The sequence below is a fragment of the Candidatus Roseilinea sp. NK_OTU-006 genome (assembly GCF_012931985.1).
Taxonomy (GTDB): domain Bacteria; phylum Chloroflexota; class Anaerolineae; order J036; family Brachytrichaceae; genus JAAFGM01.
Genome location: NZ_JAAFGM010000022.1, coordinates 32,711 through 58,396, shown reverse-complemented (window position 1 = coordinate 58,396; position 25,686 = coordinate 32,711). Strand labels below are relative to the sequence as shown.

General features: G+C 63.7%; 24 protein-coding genes. 12 read left to right on the top strand and 12 right to left on the bottom strand.

The annotated features are described in order from the left end of the window. The 5 genes from GXH28_RS11390 to GXH28_RS11370 all read right to left on the bottom strand — a co-directional run. On the bottom strand, positions 1–119 hold a 119-nt coding region (locus tag GXH28_RS11390), incomplete at its 3' end, for a GTP-binding protein (protein WP_240550354.1). 119 nt (positions 120–238) lie between these two features. Then, positions 239–2,335 (bottom strand): elongation factor G, encoded by a 2,097-nt coding sequence (fusA, locus tag GXH28_RS11385; RefSeq protein ID WP_169239148.1) that lies wholly within the window; start codon positions 2,333–2,335, stop codon positions 239–241. 117 nt (positions 2,336–2,452) lie between these two features. Next, entirely contained in the window at positions 2,453–2,923 is a 471-nt protein-coding gene (gene rpsG, locus GXH28_RS11380) for a 30S ribosomal protein S7 (protein ID WP_169239147.1), read from the bottom strand. A gap of 55 nt (positions 2,924–2,978) precedes the next feature. Beyond that, positions 2,979–3,437 carry a 30S ribosomal protein S12 gene (gene rpsL / locus GXH28_RS11375; protein ID WP_169239146.1) on the bottom strand — a complete coding sequence of 153 codons (459 nt, stop codon included), beginning with the start codon at positions 3,435–3,437 and terminating at the stop codon, positions 2,979–2,981. A gap of 889 nt (positions 3,438–4,326) precedes the next feature. Continuing rightward, positions 4,327–5,295 carry a carbohydrate kinase family protein gene (locus GXH28_RS11370; protein WP_169239145.1) on the bottom strand — a complete coding sequence of 323 codons (969 nt, stop codon included), beginning with the start codon at positions 5,293–5,295 and terminating at the stop codon, positions 4,327–4,329. 95 nt (positions 5,296–5,390) lie between these two features. Between GXH28_RS11370 and GXH28_RS11365 the strand changes: the two genes are divergently transcribed. Beyond that, positions 5,391–6,464, top strand: a complete 1,074-nt coding sequence (locus GXH28_RS11365; RefSeq protein ID WP_169239144.1) for an LCP family protein — start codon at positions 5,391–5,393, stop codon at positions 6,462–6,464. 159 nt (positions 6,465–6,623) lie between these two features. Here GXH28_RS11365 and GXH28_RS11360 read toward each other — a convergent pair whose 3' ends face one another. After that, complete coding sequence (locus GXH28_RS11360; protein ID WP_169239143.1) at positions 6,624–7,847, bottom strand: MFS transporter; 1,224 nt, start codon at positions 7,845–7,847, stop codon at positions 6,624–6,626. A 6-nt stretch (positions 7,848–7,853) separates the two neighbouring features. After that, entirely contained in the window at positions 7,854–8,708 is an 855-nt protein-coding gene (locus GXH28_RS11355; RefSeq protein ID WP_169239142.1) for an aminotransferase class IV, read from the bottom strand. 31 nt (positions 8,709–8,739) lie between these two features. Here GXH28_RS11355 and GXH28_RS11350 point away from each other — a divergent pair, with 31 nt between their 5' ends. Together GXH28_RS11350 and GXH28_RS11345 are read left to right on the top strand one after the other, a co-directional pair. Then, a complete protein-coding gene (locus GXH28_RS11350) occupies positions 8,740–9,375 on the top strand; it encodes a phosphatase PAP2 family protein (protein ID WP_169239141.1) in 636 nt (211 codons plus the stop codon). Positions 9,376–9,387: 12 nt separating this feature from the next. Further along, entirely contained in the window at positions 9,388–10,419 is a 1,032-nt protein-coding gene (locus GXH28_RS11345; protein WP_169239140.1) for a polyprenyl synthetase family protein, read from the top strand. 1 nt (position 10,420) lies between these two features. On the opposite strand, the gene GXH28_RS11340 is transcribed toward GXH28_RS11345, so the two are convergent. Further along, positions 10,421–10,846 carry a GNAT family N-acetyltransferase gene (locus tag GXH28_RS11340; RefSeq protein ID WP_169239139.1) on the bottom strand — a complete coding sequence of 142 codons (426 nt, stop codon included), beginning with the start codon at positions 10,844–10,846 and terminating at the stop codon, positions 10,421–10,423. Between the two features lie 63 nt (positions 10,847–10,909). On the opposite strand from GXH28_RS11340, the gene GXH28_RS11335 reads away from it, so the two are divergent. From GXH28_RS11335 to GXH28_RS11320, 4 genes are all read left to right on the top strand, one after another. Continuing rightward, positions 10,910–11,713 carry an alpha/beta fold hydrolase gene (locus tag GXH28_RS11335; protein ID WP_169239138.1) on the top strand — a complete coding sequence of 268 codons (804 nt, stop codon included), beginning with the start codon at positions 10,910–10,912 and terminating at the stop codon, positions 11,711–11,713. Next, positions 11,710–13,158, top strand: coding sequence for an FAD-linked oxidase C-terminal domain-containing protein (locus GXH28_RS11330; RefSeq protein WP_169239137.1), 1,449 nt, complete (start codon positions 11,710–11,712; stop codon positions 13,156–13,158). The genes GXH28_RS11335 and GXH28_RS11330 overlap by 4 nt, the downstream gene beginning before the upstream one ends. 314 nt (positions 13,159–13,472) lie before the next feature. Next, a complete protein-coding gene (locus GXH28_RS11325; RefSeq protein WP_169239136.1) occupies positions 13,473–14,588 on the top strand; it encodes an FAD-binding protein in 1,116 nt (371 codons plus the stop codon). Further along, on the top strand, positions 14,566–15,831 hold the full coding sequence (locus GXH28_RS11320) for a (Fe-S)-binding protein (RefSeq protein WP_169239135.1): 1,266 nt from the start codon (positions 14,566–14,568) through the stop codon (positions 15,829–15,831). Before GXH28_RS11325 ends, GXH28_RS11320 begins: the two co-directional genes overlap by 23 nt. Positions 15,832–15,841: 10 nt before the next feature. On the opposite strand, the gene GXH28_RS11315 is transcribed toward GXH28_RS11320, so the two are convergent. Then, positions 15,842–17,722, bottom strand: a complete 1,881-nt coding sequence (locus GXH28_RS11315) for a RecQ family ATP-dependent DNA helicase (RefSeq protein ID WP_169239134.1) — start codon at positions 17,720–17,722, stop codon at positions 15,842–15,844. Between the two features lie 90 nt (positions 17,723–17,812). Between GXH28_RS11315 and msrP the strand changes: the two genes are divergently transcribed. Both msrP and GXH28_RS11305 read left to right on the top strand, forming a co-directional pair. Beyond that, positions 17,813–18,787: a protein-methionine-sulfoxide reductase catalytic subunit MsrP gene (gene msrP, locus GXH28_RS11310; protein ID WP_169239133.1), complete on the top strand. Its 975-nt coding sequence runs from the start codon at positions 17,813–17,815 to the stop codon at positions 18,785–18,787. 80 nt (positions 18,788–18,867) lie between these two features. Then, a complete protein-coding gene (locus GXH28_RS11305) occupies positions 18,868–19,587 on the top strand; it encodes a sulfite oxidase heme-binding subunit YedZ (protein ID WP_169239132.1) in 720 nt (239 codons plus the stop codon). Between the two features lie 121 nt (positions 19,588–19,708). On the opposite strand, the gene GXH28_RS11300 is transcribed toward GXH28_RS11305, so the two are convergent. Further along, complete coding sequence (locus tag GXH28_RS11300; protein WP_169239131.1) at positions 19,709–20,566, bottom strand: sugar phosphate isomerase/epimerase family protein; 858 nt, start codon at positions 20,564–20,566, stop codon at positions 19,709–19,711. Between the two features lie 152 nt (positions 20,567–20,718). Here GXH28_RS11300 and GXH28_RS11295 point away from each other — a divergent pair, with 152 nt between their 5' ends. Further along, on the top strand, positions 20,719–21,624 hold the full coding sequence (locus tag GXH28_RS11295; protein WP_169239130.1) for a DnaJ C-terminal domain-containing protein: 906 nt from the start codon (positions 20,719–20,721) through the stop codon (positions 21,622–21,624). A gap of 24 nt (positions 21,625–21,648) precedes the next feature. Here the strand turns inward: GXH28_RS11295 and GXH28_RS11290 are convergent, their stop codons facing one another. Then, entirely contained in the window at positions 21,649–22,560 is a 912-nt protein-coding gene (locus GXH28_RS11290) for a GNAT family N-acetyltransferase (RefSeq protein WP_169239129.1), read from the bottom strand. A gap of 99 nt (positions 22,561–22,659) precedes the next feature. On the opposite strand from GXH28_RS11290, the gene GXH28_RS11285 reads away from it, so the two are divergent. Continuing rightward, entirely contained in the window at positions 22,660–23,310 is a 651-nt protein-coding gene (locus GXH28_RS11285) for a bifunctional 4-hydroxy-2-oxoglutarate aldolase/2-dehydro-3-deoxy-phosphogluconate aldolase (RefSeq protein ID WP_169239128.1), read from the top strand. A gap of 15 nt (positions 23,311–23,325) precedes the next feature. Beyond that, complete coding sequence (locus GXH28_RS11280; RefSeq protein ID WP_169239127.1) at positions 23,326–24,576, top strand: MFS transporter; 1,251 nt, start codon at positions 23,326–23,328, stop codon at positions 24,574–24,576. Positions 24,577–24,662: 86 nt separating this feature from the next. Here the strand turns inward: GXH28_RS11280 and GXH28_RS11275 are convergent, their stop codons facing one another. Further along, a complete protein-coding gene (locus tag GXH28_RS11275; protein WP_169239126.1) occupies positions 24,663–25,676 on the bottom strand; it encodes an aldo/keto reductase in 1,014 nt (337 codons plus the stop codon). Between the last annotated feature and the right edge of the window lie 10 nt (positions 25,677–25,686).

The following is a 25,686-nucleotide window of genomic DNA, read 5'->3' as shown; positions in this document are numbered from 1 at the left end:
CCCTTCAGCGCTAGCACCTTCGTAATCGCCGCCGTCAACGTCGTCTTCCCGTGGTCAATGTGCCCCATCGTCCCTACGTTCACATGCGGCTTCGTCCGAATGAATTTCTCCTTCGACATGGTTCGCTCCTTCCTGTTCGTGTTGCGTCTTAAGTCTTAAGTGTTGTGTCTTGCGTCTGACATTTCGCGCCTTGCGGCATCGTGCATTTCGTCACGCGACGCGCAATACGCGACATCAATCACTTCTTCCCATCCTTGCTCGTTGCTTTGCCGTGAATCAGCTCGTCGGCCAAGTTCTTGGGCAGCTCGGCGTAGTGATCGAACTCCATCACAAACTGTCCACGTCCCTGAGTCATACCGCGCAGGTCGGTCGCATAGCCGAACATCTCGGCCAGCGGGACATGCGCGCGAATCGCCTGCGCGTTGCCGCGCTGTTCGATCGCATTGATCAGGCCGCGGCGCGCATTCAAATCGCCCACAACCGTGCCGGTGAACTCATCGGGCACGACCACTTCAACACGCATCATCGGCTCAAGGATAACGCCGCCGGCCTTTTGCACGGCTTCCTTGATCGCCATTGAGCCGGCGATCTTGAAGGCCATCTCCGATGAGTCCACTTCGTGGAACGAACCATCCACGAGATGCACCGTCACATCAACTACCGGGTAGCCGGCGATGACGCCCGACTCCAGCGCCTCGCGGATGCCGCGCTCCACAGCCGGGATGTATTCCTTAGGAATCGCGCCGCCGACGATCTCATTCAGGAAGATAAAGCCCTTCCCCTTTTCGCTAGGCTCGATCTCAATGGCGACATCACCATACTGGCCTTTACCTCCCGACTGGCGCTTGAACACGGTGCGCTGCTTGGCCGGGCGCGTAATCGTCTCGCGATAGGCCACCATGGGGCGACCGACGCGCACATCTACGTTGTATTCGCGCTTCATGCGATCCACGATCACCTCCAGGTGCAGCTCCCCCATGCCCGCCAGCGTGGTTTGTCCGGTTTCCTCGTCGGTCGCCACGTGCAACGTGGGATCCTCATCGCTCAACGCCTTGAGCGCTTTGCTCAGCCGATCCTGGTCGGCGACGGTCTTCGGCTCAATTGCCAATTTCACCACAGGCTCCGGGAAGGAGATCGCCTCGAGCAACACCGGATTGTTCGGATCGCACAAGGTATCGCCGGTAATCGCCTCTTTCAGCCCCTGCGACACGCCGATGTTGCCGGCAGTCACTTCCGTGATCGGCTCGCGCTTATTCGCGTGCATCTGATAGAGGCGCGCCATGCGCTCGGTCTTCCCTTTTGTCGAGTTCAGCACCGTATCGCCCTGGTTGACCCTGCCGCTGTAGACGCGGAAGAACGAAAGTTTGCCCATGCCCGTCGGGTCGGTGATGACCTTGAACACCAGGGCGGCGAAGGGCTCCTTCGGGTCGGCGCGACGAATGACCGTTTCGCCGGTCTTAGGGTTGATGGCCTCTTGGGGCGGGATGTCCAGCGGCGACGGCAGATAGTCGCACACCGCATCCAGGACCAGTTGAACCCCCTTGTTCTTTAAGGCTGAGCCACAGAAGACCGGGAAAAATTTGCGCGCGATGGTGCCGCGGCGAATTGCCGACTTCAGCTCGTCAATGGTCGGCGTTTCGCCGGCGAGATACTTCTCCAGCAACCCGTCATCAGCCTCCGCAACCGTCTCGATCAGCTTTTCGCGCGCCGCGCGCGCCGCCTCGAGATACGCCGCCGGCACTTCATGCGCAACCACCTGAGCGCCTTTCTCGCCCTCGAAGGTGTAATACTTCATCTCGATCAGGTCAATGACGCCGCTGAAGTCGGCTTCGATGCCAACGGGTATCTGCATGACCAGCGGCTTGGCAGCGAGGCGATCCACGATCATCTGCACGCAGCGCTCCAGGCTGGCGCCCGTGCGGTCGAGCTTGTTGACGAAACAGATGCGGGGAACGCCGTATTTGTCAGCTTGACGCCACACCGTCTCCGACTGCGGCTCGACGCCGGCGACGCCATCAAACACGACCACGCCACCATCGAGCACGCGCAAGCTGCGCTGTACTTCGGCGGTGAAGTCAATGTGCCCAGGCGTGTCAATCAGGTTGATCTGATAATCCCGCCAATAACATACAGTGGCAGCCGCCGTGATGGTGATGCCGCGCTCTTGCTCTTGCTCCATGTAGTCCATGGTCGCAGCGCCTTCATGCACCTCACCGATCTTGTAGGTCCGGCCGGTGTAGTACAGGATGCGCTCAGACGTGGTCGTTTTGCCCGCGTCAATATGCGCAATGATCCCAATATTCCGAACTTTCTCGAGTGGATATTCCTTAGCCATCGCAACCCCGGTTCTCGTCCTGAGCCTTCAAACTCTCACCTGCGTGATTTTCTGATCCTTCAAACCATTACCTGGCTCAAGCCCAAAACCCCGAACACAAACTCGCATGCCGACGGGTCACCAACGGAAGTGCGCAAAAGCGCGGTTGGCTTCCGCTGCTTTGTGTGTTTCCTCACGCCGCTTAATCGCATTGCCGGTGTTGTTAGCCGCGTCCAACAACTCGGCTGCCAGCTTCTCGGCCATGGACTTGCCCGGCCGCTCGCGCGCGGCATGGATCAACCAGCGCATGGCCAAGCTCTCCTGCCTGTAAGGGTTGACTTCGACCGGCACTTGCAAGGTCGCGCCGCCTACGCGCCGCGGCTTCACCTCAACGGCGGGCAACAGATTTTTGATTGCCTCCTCGAAGACCTGAATGGCCGGCTTCTTGGCGCGATCCTCGACGATCGCGAAGCTGGTATAGACAATGCGCTGCGCCGTGCTCTTCTTGCCGCGCATCATGATCCGATTGATCAGCCGCTGCACACGCTCGCTGCCATACTTGATGTCCGGCGGCACAACTCGCTTCGGAGGTGAATTTCGTCTTGGCATATCTCCTCGAATAAAGCTTTTGCTTCTCTCGTGAGCCAAACCGGCGATCGCGCAGCTACTTCTTGCCGCCTTTGCCGGCTGCAGGCGTCGCGCCAGCCTTGGGCCGCTTGGCGCCATACTTCGAGCGCCCCTGCGCCCGCTTTTCGACACCTTCCGCATCGAGTGCCCCGCGCACGATGTGGTAGCGCACCCCCGGCAAGTCCTTCACGCGGCCGCCCCGCACGAGCACAACGGAGTGCTCTTGCAGTTTGTGGCCCTCACCCGGAATGTAAGCCGTCACTTCCGCGCCGTTACTCAGGCGCACGCGCGCAACCTTGCGCAACGCCGAATTCGGCTTCTTGGGCGTTTGCGTACGCACCACGGTACACACGCCGCGCTTTTGCGGCGCGCCCTTCGGCTGAATCGTCCGCTTACCACCCTTTAGCGAGTTCGTCGTGAACTGTAGCTGCGGCGCTTTGCTTTGCGAGCGCTTCGGTTTGCGGCCCTTGCGAACCAATTGGTTGATCGTCGGCATGCTCTTCTTAACGATTTGAATTTAACGATTTGAATCCAGATTACTTCCGTCGAGCGTCATCGCCCGGACTCCGTTCAGGCGACAAGAGAGGCTACTGCGTGCTACAGTAGCCTCTCGCTTCATTCAATTTGGGCTAGCGCGTGCTTTCGCACCTAACCAGCAATCCAGCCTTAGAATTATACATAGCAGCGGATTTGTGTCAATGTTTCTGAAAGCCGGCGTGCTGTCTCGGTTAACGTGGGCGAGTTTGAGCAAACGCCTCCCTGATAGGCGCGAGGCGGTCTCTAGGCCGGTTGCACGAACGACCACCCCATCGCCCGCTCCGGTCCTGCCACGCACTTTACCCCGCGCATCCTCACCAGGCGCCGCCGAATCCGCCTAATCATCCGCTCAACACGATGGTTCGTCGCCGGCGCCTCCGCCCGCCTTCGATCCAGCACATACCGCTCCCACCGATTCGACAGCCGCAGCGCGCTCTGCGCCAGCGCCCCGCGCTGCCGACGCCCCAACGGTCCGACGATGCGCTCATCCAAGGCTTCGCCGCCGTCGGGCGCGTTTGCACCCTCGCCCAGACTTGCTGCGCCGGCGTCAAGCCGGACTCGTCAAGCTCGCGCCCCAGGGCTGCCGGCGCCCACCCCACCCACTGCAGCATGGGAAAGGCACACACCTGATGCTTCTCACCACCAACGACTAGCCGCACGGGCGCGCCGATGGACGTTGCGTCGGCTCTTGCCCAACCCAAACTGGGCCTGGGTAGGTGAAGTCAAGACCAGGCGGATGCCCACGGGGCCGAGCACGGTCAAGCCGATACACTTCTACGAAAGTTGCTCTTCATCTTGCTTCTCGTGAAGGATGATGAAGAGGAGTCCGAGGAAAGTTGAGCTGATTGCTAAGAAACGTATGAGGTCACGCCGGCGCAGACGGCAGCAACCTCCGCTGCTGTCGGGCACTGCCGGCCGCTGCCGAGCTTCTGCACCTTCGCTGCGCCGACACAATTGGCAAACTCCGCCGCTCTGCGCACGTCACGATGCTTCAGCCAGGCCACGGCAAAACCAGCCGCAAAGGCATCGCCCGCCGCGGTCGTATCGCGCACCGGCACGGGGATGCCCGGGACGACATATTCGCCGTCCATTGTGAAGACGATGCATCCTGCGCCGCCCCGCTTGATGACGACGTGACGCGTCCCTTGCGCCAGCATCCACCGCGCTGCGCCCGCCTGAGTGCGTTCGCCGGTGAAGCGCATCGCTTCATCCGCGGTCAACAAGCTCACCTCGCTCAGCCGGACAATCTCGAGCGCTGCCTCGCGCGCGCCGGTTTCGGAGACGATCGGGCCGAGGTCGTTCATCACCGGCACGCCGGCTTCGGCCGCGAGGCGCGTCGCTTCAACGGCAGAACCCGCCACGCGCCGCTCGTGCAATGCGTAGCCCGGCATGAAGAACAGATCGGCGCTCCGAATCAATGCGACCGAACGCGCATCCAGCGCGAACGGAGGGCCCATCCCATCGCGAACGAGAAAGACGTGCTGGGCGGCGTCATCCACGATCACCAGCACCAGCACATTCACGCTGCCGGTGCCGCGTTGCGCGTAGCTCACATCCACACCTTCGGCCTGCAGCGTGTCATACACAGCCTGGCCGTAGGCGTCCTCGCCGACCGCGCCAAAGGCGACGGCCCGCGCGCCCAGGCGCGCAGCGGTGATGAGGAAATTGCCGGCGCCGCCCGGCTCAACGCTGATGGCATGAATGCGTTGCACGCGCTCAGGCTCAATCGGCAAGCGCTCAACGGCCATCACCAGATCAGTCACCAAATCGCCATAACACACGACCAGCGGGGCATTGGGTTGCGACACTTCGGACATAGACGCGCATCGTAGAGGATTCACCCGCCCGGCGCAAGGGAGGCGTATACAACCGGTTCGGGCGAGGTGGTATATTGAATCTAAACCAGCGAACGATGCCACGCAAACCCCTCGTCATTGGATTCATCGTCCTCGGCCTGATCGCAACCGCGATCGGCGCCAGCTTCTACGCCTACCGGCGCGCCTACGAATACTTCGCCAACGAACTGCCCATTTTGCCGGAGATCCTCAGCCAACCCCGGCCGGTAAGCATCGCCACGCCCAGCGCCTCGCAAGACGAGATCATCGTGTTGCCGAAGGCCTGGGACGGCAAAGAGCGGGTGAACATCTTGCTGTTGGGCATTGACCAGCGCGCCGGCGAAAGCGAGCGCGCCTATCGCACCGACACCATAATCGTATTCACGCTCGATCCGATGGCGATGGAAGCCGGCATTCTATCTATCCCGCGCGACATCTGGGTGCCGATCCCGGGAGAGTTCGAACAGCCGAACTACCGCATCAACCAGGCGAACTTCCTGGGCGATGCCTACGACTATCCCGGCGGCGGCATCGCCTTGGCGCGCAAGACGGTTGAGAACTTCCTGGGCATCCCGATCCACTTCGTCGCGCGCATCAACTTCACCGCCTTCGAAAACTTCATAGATCGTATCGGCGGCATCACGATTGACGTACCCGAGCCGATCTATGACCCTCAGTATCCGACGGAAGACTACGGCGTGGAGGTGTTCTCGCTACCGGCCGGCCTGCAGACGATGGACGGCGCCACCGCGCTGAAATACGCGCGCACGCGCCATTCGCACAACGGTGACTTCGACCGCGCCCGCCGCCAACAACAAGTGATTTTGGCGGTGCGCGAGAAGCTCAAGAACCCACAAACGCTGGCGTTGCTCATCGCCAGCGCACCGGATATGCTGCGCGAACTCGGCTCCTCGATCAAGACGGACATGACGCTCGACCAGATGCAACAGTTGGCCGTGCTCGCACAGAACCTCGAACGCGACAAGATCAAGTCCGAGGTGCTCGACCAGCGCTATACCGAGTTCGCGACGACGCCGGACGGCGCGCAGGTGATCATCCCGATCCGCGCGCGCATCGCCGAGTTGCGTGATCGCTTCTTCAGCAGCCCGGTAACCGTCAAAGCTGCCGAGATCCGTTCCACCACGCCTTGATCCGATTCAGCGCGCGCTTGACCTGCTGCCCCCCATGCGCGAGCGCCTCGGTCGGCGCAAACCCCGGCAAACGGAACGCATCGTTCGTTGGCCAACGAACGATGCGCGCACGATTGTCGCTGGCATGTGGCTGTTGTGCAGCGTAATTCAGCCGCCGCATCATCGCTGCGCTGGAGCCTCCTCCTTCACTTGCACAAACCAGAAAGCGCCGACGGCTATCACCGTGGAGATGGCCGCCACCGTCATCACCCCACCCAATCCGGCCAGGCCGAACAACGGCAGGGCGATCAGTGAAGCGACGATGCGGCCAATCGAGTACGTCGCGACGACGAAGCCGCCCATGGTAGCGCGCGCACCAGGCATCGCCTCGCTCGCCACGGCGAGCGACGCCACCAGAGCATATTCGAACGTCAAGAACAAGAGGAAGAGCGCCGCCATCAGCGGTCCCAGGCTCTTGCTGAATGCGATCACCAAGACGAAGGCGGCTGCATAGAGCGTCGTCGCTGCAAGCACCGAGCGACGCTTGCCGATGCGATCCACCAGCACGATCGCGCCGACTTCGGCGACGACATCGGCCACACCGAGCACGATGGATATCAACCCGAGCTGCGCCGGCGTCAAGCCGAACTGCGCGACGAGCCACGGCGCATAGGTGAGCGTCGCCAGTTGCGAGGAGAAAGAGATCAACAGCCCCAAAGCCAAGACCAGCACCGCTGCCGGCGTCGTCCACACGCGCCGCATGCTGCCCAGGTCGAACCGAGGCGTTGCTCGCCCACACGGGGTCGCATCACGCACAATCGCGAAATGCAACACCAGCGCCAATCCGGCTATACCGGTCAGGCCGAAGGCGATGAACGGCGCCCACCAGGTCGCCCATTCGATCAGCAGGCCAAAGACCGGCACGCCGATGATCCAACCCAGCGCCCAGGATAATTCGACGAAGCCGATCGCGGTACCACGCCGCTCATAGGGCACGGCATCGCCGATGAACGCCTGCACCTGAGGCGTGAACAGCGCCTTGGCCACACCCAAAGCCAGATAGAGCGACAAGACGGCCGAGTAGCTCGGCGCAAAGGGCATGATCATGCACATCCCAATAAATGCGCCGGAGGCGACGATCGTCGTCCTTCGGCGGCCCAGCCAACCCTCCAGCGGGCCGACGATCGGCGCGACCAGGCCAGCCGTGCTCAGCGCAACGGCCAGCCAGCCGGCCTGCGCCGGATCGGCGCCAAAGGCCGCAGCGATGTAAACGAGAAACGGCAGCGGCGCGCGATAGGCAGCGTCCATTGCCCCGCGCAGCAGCACCAGCGAAGCAATAGCCGGCGCCAGGCGGATTGTCGGTCGCGCTGCGCTCCCTGCCGGCACGGCAGTCGAAGTGGCCATGATCCGTTACAGCAGGGGTTCGGCTTCGCGCTCCACCAGCGCGCGGAAGCGTTGCATCAACGCGCGGGTAATCGGTCCGGGGAATCCATCACCGATGGTGAGCTGATCCACCTTCACCACGGGTAAAATCTCGCGCGAGACGCTGGTGATGAAACATTCGCGCGCCCGCGGCAGGTCGCTATAGGCTACCGCCTCGGTTGACACCGGCAACACCTGACGGGCGACCTCTAACACCAGCGCGCGCGTCACGCCGGCCAAGACGCGCGCCTCTTCGGTGCGCAGCACGCATGGTGCCTCCGGCGCAGCAGCCGAGGGCATGACCGCAAAGAAGTTGCTGCTCAGCCCCTCTAGCACGGCGCCATCCTCGCCGATCATCAGGCCCTCATGTGCGCCGGCGGGCAACGCGCGATAGGCATCTGCCGCCGAAGCGATGAACGTCGTGCTCTTGGCGTGCGGGTTGTCGCGATGGAGCGACACGCTCACGCACCAGACGCCGGACTCGTAGAGCGACGGCGGGTAGGGCGTGAACGGCTCGATGCTGACGAACAACATCGGCGGCGCGAAGGTCAGCCGGAAGCGCGATTCGGGATAGGCGGTCGCGCGCAGGGCGTGCGCCACAGCCCGGCGCGTCGCAGCCTCGTCGAGATGGGCAGGATTGCCGAGCAACGCAACCGACTCCTCCAGGCGCTGGACGTGCTGGCGCAACCGCAGCACGCGGCTGCCCTGATAGGTGCGGAAGGTGGTGTAGGCCCCGTCGGGCAACTGGCCGGACGCTTCGCCGAGCGAGGTGTGCGTGCCGAACAAGACGATGCGACTGTCGTCGGTTGGGCCACTCGTGTCGAGTTGAAATGTCGTGACCATGAGGACAAAACAGTGTAGCATTGTTGCATCCATGCGCTCGCGCTGGGCGTTCGTCGCGCTCGCCATACTTACGGCATGCGTCGTGGTCGCCGGCCCGCTGCCTGGGGAATGGGCGCTGGTGCGTTGGGCGTTGACTACGCGCAGCGATGCGCTGACGCGCTTGATCTGGTGGCTGACCTTCATCAGTTCTGCGACCCCGGCGTTGCTGATATGCGCTTTTGCCAGCAGCGCCCACCTGGCGCAGCAGCGCAAACGTCGCGCCGCTTTCGACATCGCGCAAATCACCAGCGCAACCTGGCCGTTGACCGCTTACGTTGGCGCGTTGATCAGCAACATCGCGATGCGCATCGCCATTGGACGCACGCGGCCAAGCGTGGACTACATTCCGCATGGCTTGCCTGAACTGCAGGCCGATTTTCAACGCTTCTCATACCCAAGCGGCCATGCCGGCGCAGCGACGATCGCGCTGTTTGCCCTCGCCGCGCTGAGCGCGTCGCATCCTCGCCTGCGCATACCCGCCATGCTCGGCGCAGCATTCCTCATGCTTGGCGTAGGCTTCGGGCGGGTGTACCTGGGCGTGCATTGGCCCAACGATGTGCTTGGCGGCTATCTGCTGGCTGCCGGGTGGATCGGCATCGGGTTGCATCTGCGGGACAAATTAGGTTAAAGTTGCGCATGTATGTCCAGCGTCGTGAACACCCTCAGCGCAGTCTTCCAGCGCTACATCCCCCTGATCGAAGCGGAGATGCGCGCTGTCATCAACGCGCCGGCACAGCCCCGGCCGTTCAACGTGATGTTGAACTATCACCTCGGTTTCACCGATAGCGCCGGCGCGCCGGCATCCGCGCCGGCGGGCAAGCGCATCCGACCGGTGCTCACGCTGCTGTGCTGCGAAGCGTGCAGCGGGGATTACCGCCCTGCCATTCCAGCCGCAGCAGGCGTCGAACTCTTGCACAACTTCTCGCTCATCCATGACGACATCGAAGACCGCGACGAGCTACGGCGGGGCCGCCCGACGGTGTGGAAGCTGTGGGGCGAGGCACAAGCGATCAACGCCGGCGACGCCATGTTCGCGTTTGCCCACCTCGCGCTGTTGCGCTCGGCCGAGCGCGGCGCGTCGGCCGAGCGCGTGGTGCGCGCAATGCGCGCCTTCGATGCGATGTGCATCCGGCTGACCATCGGCCAGCACCTCGACCTGAGTTTCGAGTCGCGCAGCGACGTGACCGCCGAGGAGTATCTGCGCATGATCGAGAGCAAAACGGCCGCGCTGACGTCGAGTGCGTGCGAGATCGGCGCATTGCTGGGCGGCGCAGACGACGCGACGGTGCAGGCGTTCGCCGACTTCGGGCATTGGCTGGGCGTTTCGTTTCAGTTGCAGGACGACGTGTTGGGCATCTGGGGCGATCCGGCCATCACCGGCAAGCACGACAGCGACCTGGCGCACGGCAAAAAGACCCTGCCAGTGCTCTACGCCGCCGAACGCGACGCGCGCATTCGCCAGGGCTACCTCGAGGCCGGCGCGCTGAGCAACGACGCGGTGCGAACGATCCGCGAGATGATCGAGGCTGCCGGCGGCAGGGCGCACGCCGAACAGGCCGCCGAAGAAGCTTACGCCCACGCGCTTGCTGCCCTCGACACAACCGGTCTGGACAACGCCGCCAGCCACGCGCTGCGCGAATTGGCGCGTAGCTTGCTGGGGAGGACGAATTGAATCACACCGCGCGCTTCATGGCCACCACGCGCGCGCCGATCACACGGCAGAACGAAGCAAAACGCAACTTGCGGCGCAAGGTTGCGGGCGCCTGGCGGTCATCAATGAGCGCGAAGCCGAACCTGGCGTAATACGGCGCCAGGGTGGACACACACAAGAGATAGACTTCGCCGCGCTCACGCTGCAGCAGCGCTTCGATCAGCCGGCCGCCGATCCCTTGGTTGCGATAGGTCGGCTTCACCACCAAGCTGCCCAACTCGCGGCAATCGGCATAGGGCTTGATCTGTGCCACGCCGACGATTTCCCCATCGTCAACGGCGACGATAAAATTCCTCCAGTTCAGCGACGTCGGATCGAGGCGCGCCGCGAAGACCATGCGGCGAATCACGTTCTGGTCTGCTTCGGTCGCCGGACGCAATGACACCATACGATAAGTGAACTGACCGAATGAGCGCGCCTGGCGCTGCCGGACAGATCACAGGACAATTCTATGTATGCAGAACTCAACGGCCTCCGCATGTTCTACGAGGATCGTAGCAGCAGTGATCCCACGGGCGTGATCGTTTTCCTGCACGGCTTTCCGCTCGACCACAGCATCTGGCGGCACCAACTCGACTACTTCTCGACCAGCTACCGATGCATCGCACCCGATCTGCGTGGTTTCGGCGCATCGAGCGAGTTAAAAAAGCCGGCCGAGCCAACGCCGCTCACCGTGGATACCTTTGCCGCCGACATCGTCGCCTTGCTCGAACATTTGCACATCAAGAGCGCCAACTTCGTCGGGTTGTCCATGGGCGGCTACATCGCGTTGGCCATTTGGCGCCGGCTGGCCACCCGCAAACTCGTGCGACGGCTGATTTTCTCGAACACACGCGCCGCCGGCGACACGCCGGAGACGAAAGCCAATCGAAAGCGGCAGGCTGAACTGGTCAAGACGCAGGGCACACGACCCTATGCCGACGAGATGTTGCCCCGGCTGCTTGCGCCGGAGAACATCGAACGTTGCGGCAACGAAGTGCGCCACATGATCGAGCGCACTCACCCCGACACCATCGTCGCCACGCTCGAGGCGCTGGCCGCGCGTAAGGATATGACCGACTGGTTGCGCCGCGTGCAGGTCAAGACGCTCGTCATTGCCGGCGAGAAGGATGTGATCTCCCCTCCCAGCGACTCCGAGCTCATCGCGCGCGAGGTGGATAGCGGGAAGCTCGTCGTGATTCCCAACGCCGGCCACCTCACCCCGCTCGAACAGCCCGACGCCTTCAACGAGGCGATGTATGCTTTCCTCAGATGAACCAGGCCGCTTTCCTCGCTGCGTTGCGAAAGATATTCCCCGAGCATCGGCTGCTGACCACGCCGGCGGCGCTGGCCGCTTACGAATCCGATGGACTCACCGCCTTCCAAGCGCGTCCGCTTGCCGTCGTCATCCCCGAAACGCAGGAAGAGGTGATCCAGACGGTGAAGGCCTGCTACCAATTCGGTGTACCGTTCGTCGCGCGCGGCAGCGGCACCAGCCTGAGCGGCGGGGCATTGCCGGTAAAGGAAGGCGTCGTCCTGGCGCTCAATCGGCTGAACCGCATCCTCAAACTCGACCCACAACAGCGCATCGCCGTGGTCGAGCCCGGTGCGGTGAACATCGAGATCACCAAGGCCGCCGCCCCCTACGGCTTGCTCTACGCGCCCGACCCCTCCAGCCAGCCGATTTGCACCATCGGGGGCAACGTGGCCTTCAACAGCGGCGGCGCGCACTGCCTGAAATACGGCATGACCAGCAACCACGTGCTGGGGTTGAAGGTGGTATTGCCCGATGGCGAAGTGGCCGAGCTGGGCGGCGACAGCCTAGAGAGCGTGGACGCGGACTACACCGGCCTGTTCGTTGGCAGCGAGGGCCTGTTCGGCATCGCGCTGGAGATCACCGTCCGGCTGCTGCCGAAACCGGAAACCTACCGCACGCTGCTGGCCGCATATCGCAGCCTGGAAGCCGCCGGCGACGCCGTCTCCAGCGTGATCGCCTCCGGCCTGCTGCCCGGCGCATTGGAGATCATGGACAATCTTTCGATCCAGGCTGCCGAGGCTGCGGTGAAGCCCGGCTATCCGCTGGACGCCGCCGCATTGCTCATCGTCGAATTGGAAGGCGAGCGCGCGCAGGTCGAAGCAGAATGGGCGCGCCTGAAGGAAGTGATTGACGCATCGCGGCCCTACCTGGTCAGGATCGCGCGCGACGACGAAGAACGCATGAGGATATGGAAGGGACGCAAGAGCGCGTTCAGCGCCGTGGGGCGGCTCAGCCCCGACTACATCGTGCAGGACGGTGTGGTGCCGCGCCGTCGGTTAGGCGAGGCGTTGGCCGAAATCGAGAAACTCAGCGCCAAGTGGGGCATTCGCGTCGCCAACGTGTTTCACGCCGGCGACGGCAACCTGCACCCTCTGATCATGTTCGATGGCCGCGAGCCTGGCGCGCTGCAGCGCGCCGAAGGCCTGGCCAGCGAGATTATTGATCTATGCATCCAGCTCGGCGGCTCGATCACCGGCGAGCACGGCGTAGGGATGGAAAAGCGCCAATACATGCCGCGCCAATTCAGCGAGACCGACATGGACGCGATGTGGGCGCTGCGCAAGGCGATAGACCCGCTCGAGTTGGCCAACCGAGGCAAAGTCTTCCCCGGCAGCGAAGCGCCTGCCTTGCATCAGGTGGGAGCGCATCCTTTAGAGCGGGCCGGCGTGATCTCACGGGAGTAGCGGGTATGAGTGCCCCGCGTCACATGGCGATGTGAGGAAGGGTAGCCATGCGCACGCTTCGATTCACTCGCATCGCAGCCCCGAGCCGAGCGCGTACGCGCCGCCGGCTATTCCTTCGCCGCCAACGCCAAGAACTGAGGACGCTTCGCTCGTGGGCAGGACGCCCGCGTGCGCCGGCTGAACGACGCGCAACGACGTCCAGCCACCCTCGTCCAGAGCATCGTGAGATCGGCATCGGCGTCGCCCGTCATACGGCGTCTGGTAACTGCGTATTCGTTGTTGACTACGCTGCGCCGCGATAGCGCGCTTATTCTATGTCTATTGACCTCGTGGACGAACTCCGAGCAACGATCCAATCGAGCGCTTGCGTGCGTCCGCGCGGCGCGGCGACGAAGCTGCGCGCGCCGGCCAACGGCTGTACAGCGCTCGATATGCGGCGGCTGGCCGGCGTAGTGGATTACCAGCCGACCGAATTCATCATCACGGCCTGGGCCGGCACGCCCGTGGCCGAAGTGCAAGGCCTGCTGGCCGCGCATGGACAGTACCTGCCGTTCGACCCACTGCTGACCGAACGCGGCGCGACGCTGGGCGGCACCGTCGCCGCAAATGCATGCGGGCCGGAGCGCTACCGCTATGGCGGCGTGCGCGACTTCATCATCGGCGCGCGCTTCATTGACGGCAACGGCAACCTGATCCAGGGCGGCGGCAAGGTGGTGAAGAACGCCGCCGGCTTCGACTATCCCAAGCTCATGGTCGGCAGCCTGGGCCGACTCGGCGCGCTCGTGGAAGTGACGTTCAAGGTCTTCCCCAAGCCGGAGGCCTACGCGACGCTGCGTGTGGATCGCCCCTCGCTCAGTGCCGCCCTGGCGCTGCTACCCAAGCTGACCAATTGCCCCTACGATCTCAACGCGATTGATCTGGTCATTGGCGCAGCCAACGAGGCGGCGATCTTCGTCCGCGTGGGCGGGCTAGCCGCCAGCCTGTCGCAGCGCATGGACCGTGTTCGGTCGCTGTGCGGCGGCGGCGAAATCGTCACCGGCGATGCCGAAGCGCAGCTCTGGCGCAACGCGCGCGAATTCGCCTGGGTTGCCGAAGGCGTGCCGGTCGTCAAGGTGCCGCTGACGCCCAGCCGCATCCCCGCGCTGGACGCGCGCGTCCCATCGGCGCGCCGGCGCTACAGCGTAGGCGGCAACGTCGCCTGGATCGCGACCTCTGCGCTCGACGAACTCGATGCAACGCTCAGGTCGCTCGATCTCGCCGGCTTGATCTTGCTGAATGCGCCCGACGATCCACGCATCGGGCGACGCACAGGCCACCCTTTCGCCGAGCGCGTGATACACGCGCTCGATCCCCAAAATAAATTCGGCCCCGCCGCACCCTTAAGACCCCGTGTAAACTCTCCGGCAGATGCAACACGCGATCCCCGTTGACCAACTTGGCCCCAACGGACAAACCATGGCCGATGCTGTCGCCGCCTGCGTGCATTGTGGCTTCTGCCTGGCCGCCTGCCCAACCTACAAAGTGCTGGGCGAGGAGATGGATTCGCCACGCGGGCGCATCATCCTGATGCGCGACGTGCTGCAAGGCTCGCTCACCGCAGAGGAAGCGGCTCCCTACCTCGACCGTTGCCTGGGATGCGTCGGCTGCGTGACGGCGTGCCCCTCCGGCGTGAAGTACGGCGAGCTGATCACCGCCTACCGCGCGTATGTCGAGCCGCGGCGCACGCGCCCGGCGATGGACCGCCTGACGCGACGGCTGGCGCTCGAGACGCTGCCCTACCCCGGTCGCTTTCGCGCAGCAGCAATGCTCGGCAAGCTCGCGCGGCCATTCAAGGGCGCATTGCCCGGCCAGCTCGCAGCGATGCTCGCCCTGCTCCCGGAAGACATCCCGCTCAAGAGCGAGCCGCTGGCAGACATGTATCCGGCCATTGGAACGCGCCGGGCGCGTGTGGCGTTGCTGGCCGGATGCGTGCAGCAGGTGCTTGCGCCGCAGATCAATCGCGCGACGATCCAGGTGCTGACCGCGCATGGCGTGGAGGTCATCATCCCGAAGGGCCAGGGCTGCTGCGGCGCACTGGGCATGCATATCGGCGATGCCGAGGGCGCCCGCCGGCTCGCGGAGAGGAACCTGCACGCCTTCCCACGCGACGTGGACGCGGTCGTGTCTAATACCGCCGGTTGTGGGTCGGCCATGAAGGAGTATGAGCTGCTCTTTCGCGGCGCGCCGCTGGAAGCGATTGCGCGCGCGTTCGCGCATCGGGTGAGGGACGTCAGCGAATTTCTCGACGAGCTGGGCCCGCGCGCGATGCGACCGCTGCCGCAGCCGCTGCGCGTCGCTTACCACGACGCCTGCCATTTGGCGCATGCGCAAGGCGTCTGGGGCGCGCCGCGCCGGTTGTTGAAAGCTATCCCCAACCTCACGCTGGTCGAAATCCCCGAAGGTGAGACCTGCTGCGGCTCGGCCGGCACCTATAACATTGAGCATCCCGACATCGCCGACCGGTTGGGCGAGCGCAAAGCGCACGGCATCCTGGCCACCGGCGCCGAAGCCGTCGCCACGGGCAACATCGGCTGCCTGGTGCAAATCCGAACGCACCTGAAGCGCGCCGGCCGGCCGCTGCCGGTGATGCACGCGATGGAAATCCTGGCCCAGGCCCTGGGAGCAGCCGCGTGACTGCGCACGCTCAGCCGTCGCGAGCGCCCGGACCGTCGCCGGACTTCGCCTGCGCCAATTGGGCCATCACGCAGCGAATCTCGCCATAGTCAATCGTGTCGGGCAATAGCGCCTTGATCGGCGCCAGCCGCTCCGTCGAGTTCACCTGGGCGATCGCACGACGAATCTCCACTTCAGCCGATTCGCTCACTACGCGGCGCAGCGCCAGCCGGCCAGCAGCGATGAGCTGTGCGGCGTGCATATACACTGTGCTCAGGCTCAGGCCGCGCCGGGCAGCCACTTCTCGAACGCTCAGGCCGGCGTCGAATAGTTTCGCCGTCGCATCCAACGAGTTCTGCTTCTCGAACTGCCCTTGGGCTTGTGCGCGTGGCAGGGCAGGCAACTTAAATTGTGGATGTGGCTCGCCGCGCGCCTCGCGCACGTGAAAGTCGCAGCACGGCCAGGCGCGCACTTCGCTCGCGTCGCCGAAGTGCTCGACGAGCATCTGCTGCCGGCAGCGCGTGGTCGTCTCAGCATAAGCAATCATCTTATCAAGCTGGACGCGCTTGTGCGCGCGCCAGCGCCGGACGTCGGCCTCGATCTGGCGCAGCGCATCTTCGTGCAGCTCGCCCGGCGCAAAAGACGTGACCTGAACATCCTCATGCCACGTTTCCAACGCGCCAACGCGCTCCAGGTGCGATAGGCCAACGCGCAACTTGACTTCAGACAGGCGCGCCTCGCGGCACAGCGCATCGAGCGACAGTCGGGCCGCTCCCTTTTCCACACACGAGGCGATCACCCGATGGAGTCGCACCAATTCATTGCGCGACGGAGCATCGTTCTCGATGAACCACTCCTGCAGTTGGCGATCCTGAGGCGCATAAAGCAACATGCACTGCGCCGGCTTGCCATCGCGCCCAGCGCGACCCGCCTCCTGGTAGTAGGCTTCGAGTGCGCCGGGGATGTTGTAATGCACGACGAATCGCACATCAGGGCGATCCACGCCCATGCCGAACGCATTTGTGGCGACCATAATGGCGTCTGCCCGGTCGAGGAAGGCATCCTGCGCCAGCACGCGCTGGCTGCGCTCCATGCCGCCGTGATAGACGTAGACTGGCGCCCGGTGTTCCGACTCAATCGTGGCGGCCAGCTCCTCGGCCTCGCGACGCGTGCCGACGTAAATAATTCCCGCGCCGCGCACCGCGCTCAGCACTTTGCGGATCGCGCGATACTTCGATGCCAAGTCTGGCGTGAAGCGAACGTGAAAGACGAGGTTGGGACGCGCAAAGCCGGTGATCACGCGCTCGACCGCGGGTAACCCGAGCTGGCCGACGATGTCATCCTGCACTTCGGGCGTAGCCGTCGCGGTGAGCGCGACGGTGACCGGCTCGCCCAGCGCCTTGCGCATGGCGCCGATGCGCAGGTAATCCGGGCGGAAGTCGTGCCCCCATTGCGAGATGCAGTGCGCCTCGTCCACCGCCAGCAGCGACACCCGCGCGCGCCGCAGCGCATGGACGAACGCTGCGCTGCGCAGGCGCTCCGGCGCAATGTAGACCAGCCGCCACTCGCCGCGCTCCAGCCCCTCGATGCGCTGCTGCTGCTCCGGCATGCTGAGCGAGCTGTTGATGAACGTGGCCGGGATGCCGATCGCGCGCAGGCGATCGACCTGATCCTTCATCAGCGCGATGAGCGGCGAAATCACCAGGGCCGTGCCCGGCAAGGCCATCGCGCAAAGCTGGTAGATCAGCGATTTGCCGCTGCCCGTCGGCATCACCACCAGGGTGTTCCGTCCGGCCAGCAAATGCGCAATCGCGGCCCGCTGTCCGTCGCGAAAGCAGGTTAACCCAAAGCGCTCACGCAACAAGCGCAGCAGTGCAGATTCATCGAACGACGCGGCCGGCGATTCGGGCATCGAGCAGAAGTGTAACACCGGCGCCGGCGCGGCTCAGACGGCTGTAATGTTCAAGGGATACGATCAACGTTGGTTTCACGGAGGCGGGATATGCAAAAAATTCGTTCGTCCGAAATCACGCCGGAGCACGTGTATCTCTCACGACGACGGTTCATGCGACTCGGCGCGCTGGCGCTCGGTTCAACCGCGTTGACGGCCTGCGGCGGCCAACTCGGCGAGACGCTCGCCGGCCGGCCGGCACCCGCCGCGCCGACCAAGCCGGCAGACGCGGCCGCCGATACCCTCGGCATCAGGCGAGATGAATTCGGCGACCCGGCCAATTCGTTCGAGACGATCTCGACCTACAACAACTACTACGAATTCACTGAAGACAAAGAGGGCGTTGCCAAACTGGCGGCGAACTTCAAAGCCGAGCCCTGGAAGGTGACGGTGGGCGGCCTGGTGAGCAACCCGCGCACCTACGATATAGACGACCTGCGCCGCAAATTTGACCAGGAAGAGCGCATCTACCGGCTGCGCTGCGTCGAGGGCTGGTCCATGGTCATCCCGTGGATCGGCTTCCCCTTGCACAAACTGCTGGCGGAAGTGCAACCGAAGGCCGAGGCAAAATATGTGCGCTTCGAGTCGTTGCTCGATCCCAATCAGTACCCCAACCAAAGGCCTTTGAGCCTTTACCCTTGGCCTTACACCGAAGGGCTGCGTCTGGATGAAGCGATGCACGACTTAACGCTGATGGTGACCGGCTTGTACGGCAAGCCACTGCCGAATTCCAACGGCGCGCCGTTGCGCCTGGCCGTGCCGTGGAAGTACGGCTTCAAGAGCATCAAGGCCATCGTGAAAATCGAGCTGACGGCCGAGCAGCCCAAGACGCTGTGGAACACGCTTGCGCCGCACGAATACGGCTTTTACTCCAACGTCAACCCGCAGCGCCCACACCCGCGCTGGTCGCAGGCCACCGAGCGGCGCATCGGCGAATCCGGTCGGCGCCCCACCCTCATGTTCAACGGCTACGCCGACAGGGTTGCCGGGCTATACGCCGGGATGGATCTGCAGGCGAACTACTGAAAGGACGGTGCCGGGCAAAGGCAGGGCGGGGTTGATGGGCGAAGGCTTGGCCTTCGCCCACCCGGCCTCCAGGCTAAGCCATGAGCTGGCTAAGGACGAACGGGTTGCGGTTAGCGGTGCACATCGGCGCGCTTGTGCCGCTGGGCGTCATCATCCTGGACAATTATCGCTACAACCTCACCGCCAACCCGATCCAAGAGATCACCGTGCGCACCGGCAAAGCTGCGCTGGTGCTGCTCGTGCTGTCGCTGGCCTGCACGCCCCTGAACACGGTCTTCGGCTTCCGGCAGGCGCTCCGCGTACGGCGCGCGTTGGGGCTATATGGCTTCATGTATGTCGTGCTGCATTTAGCCGTCTTCGCCGTGTTGGACTACGGGCTAGACCTGCAGATGATCGGGCAAACCATCGTCGAGAAGTACTACATCATCGCTGGATTCCTGGCCTTCCTGATCCTCATCCCACCGGCGGTCACTTCCACGCGCGGCTGGATGGCGCGCTTGGGCAAGCGCTGGAAGTCGCTGCACAAGCTCGTTTATCTGGCCGTTCCGCTGGCCGTAATGCACTTTGCGCTGCTGGTTAAATCGCTGAGCAGCCGGCCCGAACCGCTGATCTTCGGCGCAGCCACCATCGCGTTGCTGGCCCTGCGCATCTCTGGAGTGCGCAGGGCCAGCGCGCATTGCGCCTCAAAAGCACGCTACTATTTTCGCAGCACAGTTAAGCCAACGCCGCGACAAGCCGGTTGGCCAACCGGCAACCGATCTGGGCATCCACCCGAAGATGCCATATCGAGGACAGCGTGAGAGGCGCGAGGGCCGCATGGCCGGGACGCGCGTTGCGCCGGGCAACGGTCGCGCAATGACGCCGGGCGCAACGCAAGCGCGAGTTGGCGCGCGACATTGTGGCGTGACTTGGGGCCGAAATTCAACTGCTCAGCACCCGGTCCAGCGCCTCGCCGGTGACGCGCACCGCCTCCTCAACCGACATGGCACGGATCGCCTGGTTGAACGGCTCCACGGTAACCGGGCCGTCGTAACCGATCTTGCGCAACGCAGACAGGAAACCTCGGATGTCAATGACGCCGCTGGCACCCACCATCTGGCGCTCGCCGTCTATTTGCTCATCAGGGGCGCGCCCAGCAATTGCGTCGTTGACGTGTACGTACACCACCTCACGCGGGTCGAGGCGTTCGAGGTCGCGCACCGCCGCATGAGCGGTATACCAATGGAAGCAGTCCAACAACAAGCCGACATTGTGCGTATGTGCGCCTACGACCGCGGCCAGTGCGCGCATCCCGTCCATAGTGTGGACGAAGTCGTGCTTGAAGCTCGCGCGCAGCGTGGCCGGACCGATAAACTCCATACCGAGGCGCAGGCCGTGCTCGGCCAGCACAGCAGCCACGCGCTGTAGTCGCGGGACCACGAAGTCCCAGTGTTGGTAGAAGTTGAGCGTGTTCGAGCCGGGCGAGATCCACGTCACGCAGCGTGTGCATCCCAACGCCGCAGCGAGGCGCGCCTCCTCGGCCAGCCGCATCAGGCTCTCCTCAAAAGCGGCGTCACTATCGCCCTCGCGCCACTTCGCGCCCAGGCCGATTGCGCCCGGACGCAAGCCGGTCTGCGCGAACCACTCCTGGGCGGCTTGGAGCGACTGCGATTCGGCCAATTTCATCAAGTAACCCACATCCAGATCCACGCCGGCGAAGCCATACTGCTTGGCTAGCGCACACGTCCGGTCGAACGGGACCGCATGTCCTAGCGCTCCGGTGTTGAGATTTTTGAACATGCGATGAGTTTAGCGCGAGGCCGGATCCCCTCAGGTCTAAAGCATAGGGTATACAATCGTCTTGTGAATGTAGCTTTATAAAAATTGAAAGGCATACTTGCTCGTGCTGTGCCGTGCATCCATGCAACGGGTGCAATGCTGAGTTCTGCGCTATGGAGTACAAGGACTATTACAAGACGCTCGGGGTAGACCGCAACGCCGATCAGGAGACGATCAAGAAGGCGTTTCGCAAGTTAGCGCGTCAGTACCACCCGGACGCCAACAAAGGCGACAAAAAGGCCGAAGAGAAGTTCAAGGAGATTAACGAGGCCTACGAAGTGCTCAGCGATCCGGAGAAACGCAAGCTATACGATCGGATGGGCACCAGCTACCGGGAGTATCAGCGCGCCGGCGGGAACCCACGCGACTACGACTGGAGCCAGTGGGCGAACAGCGGCGACTTCCCCTTTGGCTTCGGCCAGGGCGCGCGCCGCGTATACGAGCAGGATATTGACCTGGGCGAGTTTATCCGCCAGATATTCAGCGGCGGGCAGACGGTCAGCCAGCCGCGCGATTTTCAACAGGGCGTGGAGATCACGCTGGAAGAGGCGTATCACGGCACGACCCGGCTGGTGCAAACGCCCGGCCAGCCTGACATCGAGGTGAAAATCCCGCCCGGTGTGAAGACCGGCTCGCGCGTGCGTGTGCGCGGGCATGGCGGCAAGAACGCGCGCGGGCAAGCCGGCGACCTCTACCTCGTGATTGAAGTCAAGCCGCACCCGACCTACGAGCGCAAAGACGACGACCTCTATCGCGATATGCCGGTGGACGCCTTCACCGCCATGTTGGGCGGCGAAGCGCAAGTGGACACCCTGGCCGGGCCGATCGCGGTCAAAGTGCCGCCCGGCACATCGTCCGGCAAACTCATCCGTGTGCGCGGGCGCGGCATGCCGAAACTCAACAAGCCCGGAGAATATGGCGACCTGTATCTGCGCGTCTCGGTCACCGTGCCCACCGACCTCACCGATGCGGAACGAGAGCAACTGGCAAAGATCGCCCGTCGTCGCGCCGGCCGCTAACACGATGCGAGCGACGACGTTGGCCTAACCCACTCGCTTGGCCATGATCACCCGCTCACGCAACATCGGCTTGAAACCCAGCGCTTTGTAGGCCGGCGCCGACGCGCGCAAGTGTCCCCCGCTGCCCAGCTCTACGTCCAGCGTGGACGACGCGTCGGCTGCGGCATCCAGCACCGCCTTCAACACCTGCATCTCGTACGGCGTGCTCCACAGGGCCTGATCCAGCCAGAGCGTGATGACACAATGCGCCGGCCCGCCTCGCAGATGGGCTACACCCACTTCATCGGGTGGGCGAATCAGCAAGTAAATCTGGCCGCCGTTCAACAGCGCCGTGTGCCAGGGGAGCAGGTCGGCCTGGACGAGGTCGCTGCACCAGGCATCCCCCTGATGCGCTGCCACGCCGACCCAGTAGCGCAACTGCGCATTGGCTTCGCGGCCGGCGAGCGGCTCAACGCGGGCACGGTCGGCGCGGATGGGGAGCGCATGGCCAAGTTGGCGACGCATGAACTGCGGACGATAGCGCCGGTAGCCACACGCCAATGCGCAGCGCGTCGCCGGCAGGTTATCTGAAGGCACGGCCATCCATACCCAGCGCAAGCCAGCTTGGCGCACGATGCTCTCTGCGCGCTCGAGCATCGTGCGCGCCAGGCCGCGACGCCGCAGATCCGGCGCAACAGCTAATAGGCGAATGCGCGCCGCTACGTTGCCGCGCTCGATCAACATCAGGCCAGCCGGCTCGAAGTTCAGCATGCACATGTAGGTCGAGCCGGAGACCGGCAGCACCATACCGGCCAGCGCTTCGCGCCCTAGCGGACGACGCATCCACTGACCTAACGACTCATCGAGCGCCCCCACGTCGTCGGCATCGAGCTGGGTCAGCAGGTGCCTCAGCTCCATGATTCTGGCCGGGACGACCTGCGCACCGATCGTCGGCATACGGGTGACGAATCTATCACACACCGTATGTGGCGATAGGCGCCGGTTGTGTACGTCCGGCCGATCGGGAGCTTGAGGGATGAGCATATACTCAGCCCCGTGAACGCACAACACGCCAAATCCATGATCGAGGCCGGGCGTGTCATCGCCATCCTGCGCGGTGACTACACCGGATACTTCCGACAGATCGCGCGCGCCCTGGCAGACGCCGGCATCGCTGCGGTCGAAGTCACCCTGAACTCACCTGGCGCGCTCGACGGCTTGCACGCAATGAAAGCGGAGCTAGGCGACCGGTTCTTGATCGGCGCGGGCACCGTGTTGAACGAGTCGCAGGCATTCGAGGCCATCAGCGCCGGCGCGCAGTTCATCGTCGCGCCGAACACCAATCCGCGCGTGGTTTCGATATGCGTCGAGCGCGACATCTGCGTGATCCCCGGCGCATACACACCCACCGAGATCATGAACGCCGTCGAGTTGGGCGCGCACTTGATCAAGCTCTTCCCAGCCGAACTGGGCTACTTCAAAGCGGTGCGCGCGCCGTTGAACCATGTGCCATTCGTCGCCACCGGTGGCGTATCGCTGGACAACGCCGCCGAGTACATCAAAGCCGGCGCCGTCGCCGTCGGGATGGGTAGCCAGCTCATCGGCGAGTATGTCAAGCAAGCCGGCGGCATCGCCGCGCTCGGCGAACGCGCACGCCGGTTGGTGCGCGCGCTGACGTTCGAGTCGCCAGAGGTTCGAGTGAGTTAGGAGCGACTGGCCGCATTGACTGCCTCTGCACTCACACGCGCGCAGCTCACCTATCGCTACGACCGGCTACGCGCCCTCCCTCAGGGCGTCATCGAGACTGCCAGCACCACCTTTCTGCTGCTGATCGCCGTCAAAGCCTTCGACGCCGGCCCAACCCCAAAGTCGCTAATTGCTGCCGCCGGCAACATCGGTTTGCTGCTGTCATTGTGGCTGGTGCCATGGGTAGAACGCTCAGGCCAGCCGATCATGCGCGTCGCAGCGTGGATAATGGCCGGCGGGGCGCTGGCGATGCTGTGCGCCGCCGCTTTGCCGACGCTCGCGGTATTGGTCATCGCCACGGTAGTCGCCATCGGCGGGGCCAACGCCATCATCCCACTCCTGACGGCAACCTACCAGGACAACTACGCCCCGCGGGAGCGCGGCCGATACGTCGCGCGCGCCTTCGTCATCCGCGTGGCCGCAGCGGCAGCCTTCGCCGAGTTGGCCGGGCGACTGCTCACTACCGATCTCGCGCGATTCCGCTGGCTGTTGGCCGCATTTGCCATCGCCTTCGCCGCTGCCGCCTACTGCCTATCCCGCATCCCATCGCGCGCGCTGCACAGCACGCCGGCCCAGCCGCGCAGCAACACCTCCGCCCGCTTCGACATCGTCTCGCGCGGCGCGTTCTTCGGCGCATTTGACTCACTCAAAATCCTGCGCACCGACCGAACGCTGCGCTGGACGTTGGCCTCATGGATGCTGATGGGCTTCGCCAACCTGATGATGTGGCCGCTGCGCGTCGAGTTTCTGGCCCATCCGAAGTACGGCCTGGCCCTCAATCCACAGCAAATCGCCCTCTACACAATCTTGATCCCCAGCGTAGCCCGGCTCACGCTCATGCCGCTATGGGGCCAACTATTCGACCGGATGAACTTCTTTCTGCTGCGCATCACCCTGAATGTTGGATTCGCGCTGGGCATCGTGTCGTTCTTCACGGGGGGCGGCGCGTTCGGCTTAGCCGCCGGCGCGGTCATCTTCGGCGCGTCGAACGCCGGCGGCGAGATTGCCTGGAGCCTGTGGGTGACCAAGTTCGCGCCGGCAGATCGCGTGGCCGAATACATGAGCATTCACACGTTCTTCACCGGCATGCGTGGGATTGCGGCGCCGATCTTGGCCTTTCAGTTAACCCAGACTTTGGACATCGGCGCCATTGCGCTGATGTGTGCCGCGCTCATCCTGTTGGCATCCTTGATCCTCGTGCCGGAGATGAAGGGGCGCGCACGCTGATGCCACCGCTGGTTCAAGTCGCGCTTAAGCGCCGGTAGGGTTCACGCGCACATGCGCGCCGGCATCCAGGGATGTTGAGCGCGCCGCTACACCCGAAACAGATGGGGCCCGAAGTCGGCCTCGTAGTATGGCGCGACCATCCCCCCCTTGGGCACAGTCGCGTCTACTTTAGCCCGGTCTTCATCGGTGATCTTCACCTCCAGCGCCTTGAGGTTGTCTTCGAGTTGTTCCATGGTGCGAGGGCCGATGATGGGTGAGGTGATGCCGGGCTGGCTGATGCACCAGGCCAGCGCAAATTGCGACAACGTGCAGCCGCCGCGCTCTTGCACATAGGCCTTATACACCTCCGTCGCCGCGAGCGCTGCATCGTTCCAACGCCGGGACAGGACTGGGTTCTCTTTGTAATCGAAAAAGCGCGTGCCTTCTGGAGGCGGCGCGTTGCGATCGTATTTGCCGGTCAACAGGCCGCCGGCCAGCGGGCTCCACGGGATCAGCCCAAAGCCATAGGTCTGCGCGAAGGGGATCAGCTCACGCTCGATACGCCGGTCGAGCAAGTTATATGGCGGCTGTTCGCATACGAAGCGGTTCAACCCCAGCTCGCGCGAGACCATCAGCGACTCCATCAATTGCCATGCGGCGAAGGTGGTTGTGCCGATGTAGCGCACCTTGCCCGCGCGCACCAAGTCATCCAGCGCGCGCAGGGTCTCGTCAATTGGAATGGATGACTGCGGCCGGTGAATCTGATACAAGTCAATCCAATCGGTTTGCAGTCGTCTCAGGCTCGCTTCGCACTGCTGGATGATGTGTCGGCGGCTGTTGCCGCTCATGTTGGGATCGTCGTCGGCCATGACTCCGTGAACCTTCGTGGCCAGCACGATGCGGTCGCGCTTGCCATTGCGTTTGAGCGCTTCGCCGACAACCGCTTCACTGCGGCCGCGCGTGTAGACGTTGGCCGTGTCGAGAAAGTTGATGCCGGCGTCTATCGCGCGGTCGATGATGGCATACGAGTCTTCAGGTGAGGTCTTGCCGCCGAACATCATGCAACCCAGGCCCAAGACGCTCACTTTGACGCCTGTGCGTCCAAGGGGTCGGTATTCCATCGAGTTTCTC

What these genes read in the sequence shown, in the direction of transcription:
- fusA (WP_169239148.1), bottom strand. Translation starts at nt 2,335, where the DNA reads ATGGCTAAGGAATATCCACTCGAGAAAGTTCGGAATATTGGGATCATT.
- rpsG (WP_169239147.1), bottom strand. Translation starts at nt 2,923, where the DNA reads ATGCCAAGACGAAATTCACCTCCGAAGCGAGTTGTGCCGCCGGACATC.
- rpsL (WP_169239146.1), bottom strand. Translation starts at nt 3,437, where the DNA reads ATGCCGACGATCAACCAATTGGTTCGCAAGGGCCGCAAACCGAAGCGC.
- GXH28_RS11370 (WP_169239145.1), bottom strand. Translation starts at nt 5,295, where the DNA reads ATGTCCGAAGTGTCGCAACCCAATGCCCCGCTGGTCGTGTGTTATGGC.
- GXH28_RS11365 (WP_169239144.1), top strand. Translation starts at nt 5,391, where the DNA reads ATGCCACGCAAACCCCTCGTCATTGGATTCATCGTCCTCGGCCTGATC.
- GXH28_RS11360 (WP_169239143.1), bottom strand. Translation starts at nt 7,847, where the DNA reads ATGGCCACTTCGACTGCCGTGCCGGCAGGGAGCGCAGCGCGACCGACA.
- GXH28_RS11355 (WP_169239142.1), bottom strand. Translation starts at nt 8,708, where the DNA reads ATGGTCACGACATTTCAACTCGACACGAGTGGCCCAACCGACGACAGT.
- GXH28_RS11350 (WP_169239141.1), top strand. Translation starts at nt 8,740, where the DNA reads ATGCGCTCGCGCTGGGCGTTCGTCGCGCTCGCCATACTTACGGCATGC.
- GXH28_RS11345 (WP_169239140.1), top strand. Translation starts at nt 9,388, where the DNA reads ATGTCCAGCGTCGTGAACACCCTCAGCGCAGTCTTCCAGCGCTACATC.
- GXH28_RS11340 (WP_169239139.1), bottom strand. Translation starts at nt 10,846, where the DNA reads ATGGTGTCATTGCGTCCGGCGACCGAAGCAGACCAGAACGTGATTCGC.
- GXH28_RS11335 (WP_169239138.1), top strand. Translation starts at nt 10,910, where the DNA reads ATGTATGCAGAACTCAACGGCCTCCGCATGTTCTACGAGGATCGTAGC.
- GXH28_RS11330 (WP_169239137.1), top strand. Translation starts at nt 11,710, where the DNA reads ATGAACCAGGCCGCTTTCCTCGCTGCGTTGCGAAAGATATTCCCCGAG.
- GXH28_RS11325 (WP_169239136.1), top strand. Translation starts at nt 13,473, where the DNA reads ATGTCTATTGACCTCGTGGACGAACTCCGAGCAACGATCCAATCGAGC.
- GXH28_RS11320 (WP_169239135.1), top strand. Translation starts at nt 14,566, where the DNA reads ATGCAACACGCGATCCCCGTTGACCAACTTGGCCCCAACGGACAAACC.
- GXH28_RS11315 (WP_169239134.1), bottom strand. Translation starts at nt 17,722, where the DNA reads ATGCCCGAATCGCCGGCCGCGTCGTTCGATGAATCTGCACTGCTGCGC.
- msrP (WP_169239133.1), top strand. Translation starts at nt 17,813, where the DNA reads ATGCAAAAAATTCGTTCGTCCGAAATCACGCCGGAGCACGTGTATCTC.
- GXH28_RS11305 (WP_169239132.1), top strand. Translation starts at nt 18,868, where the DNA reads ATGAGCTGGCTAAGGACGAACGGGTTGCGGTTAGCGGTGCACATCGGC.
- GXH28_RS11300 (WP_169239131.1), bottom strand. Translation starts at nt 20,566, where the DNA reads ATGTTCAAAAATCTCAACACCGGAGCGCTAGGACATGCGGTCCCGTTC.
- GXH28_RS11295 (WP_169239130.1), top strand. Translation starts at nt 20,719, where the DNA reads ATGGAGTACAAGGACTATTACAAGACGCTCGGGGTAGACCGCAACGCC.
- GXH28_RS11290 (WP_169239129.1), bottom strand. Translation starts at nt 22,560, where the DNA reads ATGCCGACGATCGGTGCGCAGGTCGTCCCGGCCAGAATCATGGAGCTG.
- GXH28_RS11275 (WP_169239126.1), bottom strand. Translation starts at nt 25,676, where the DNA reads ATGGAATACCGACCCCTTGGACGCACAGGCGTCAAAGTGAGCGTCTTG.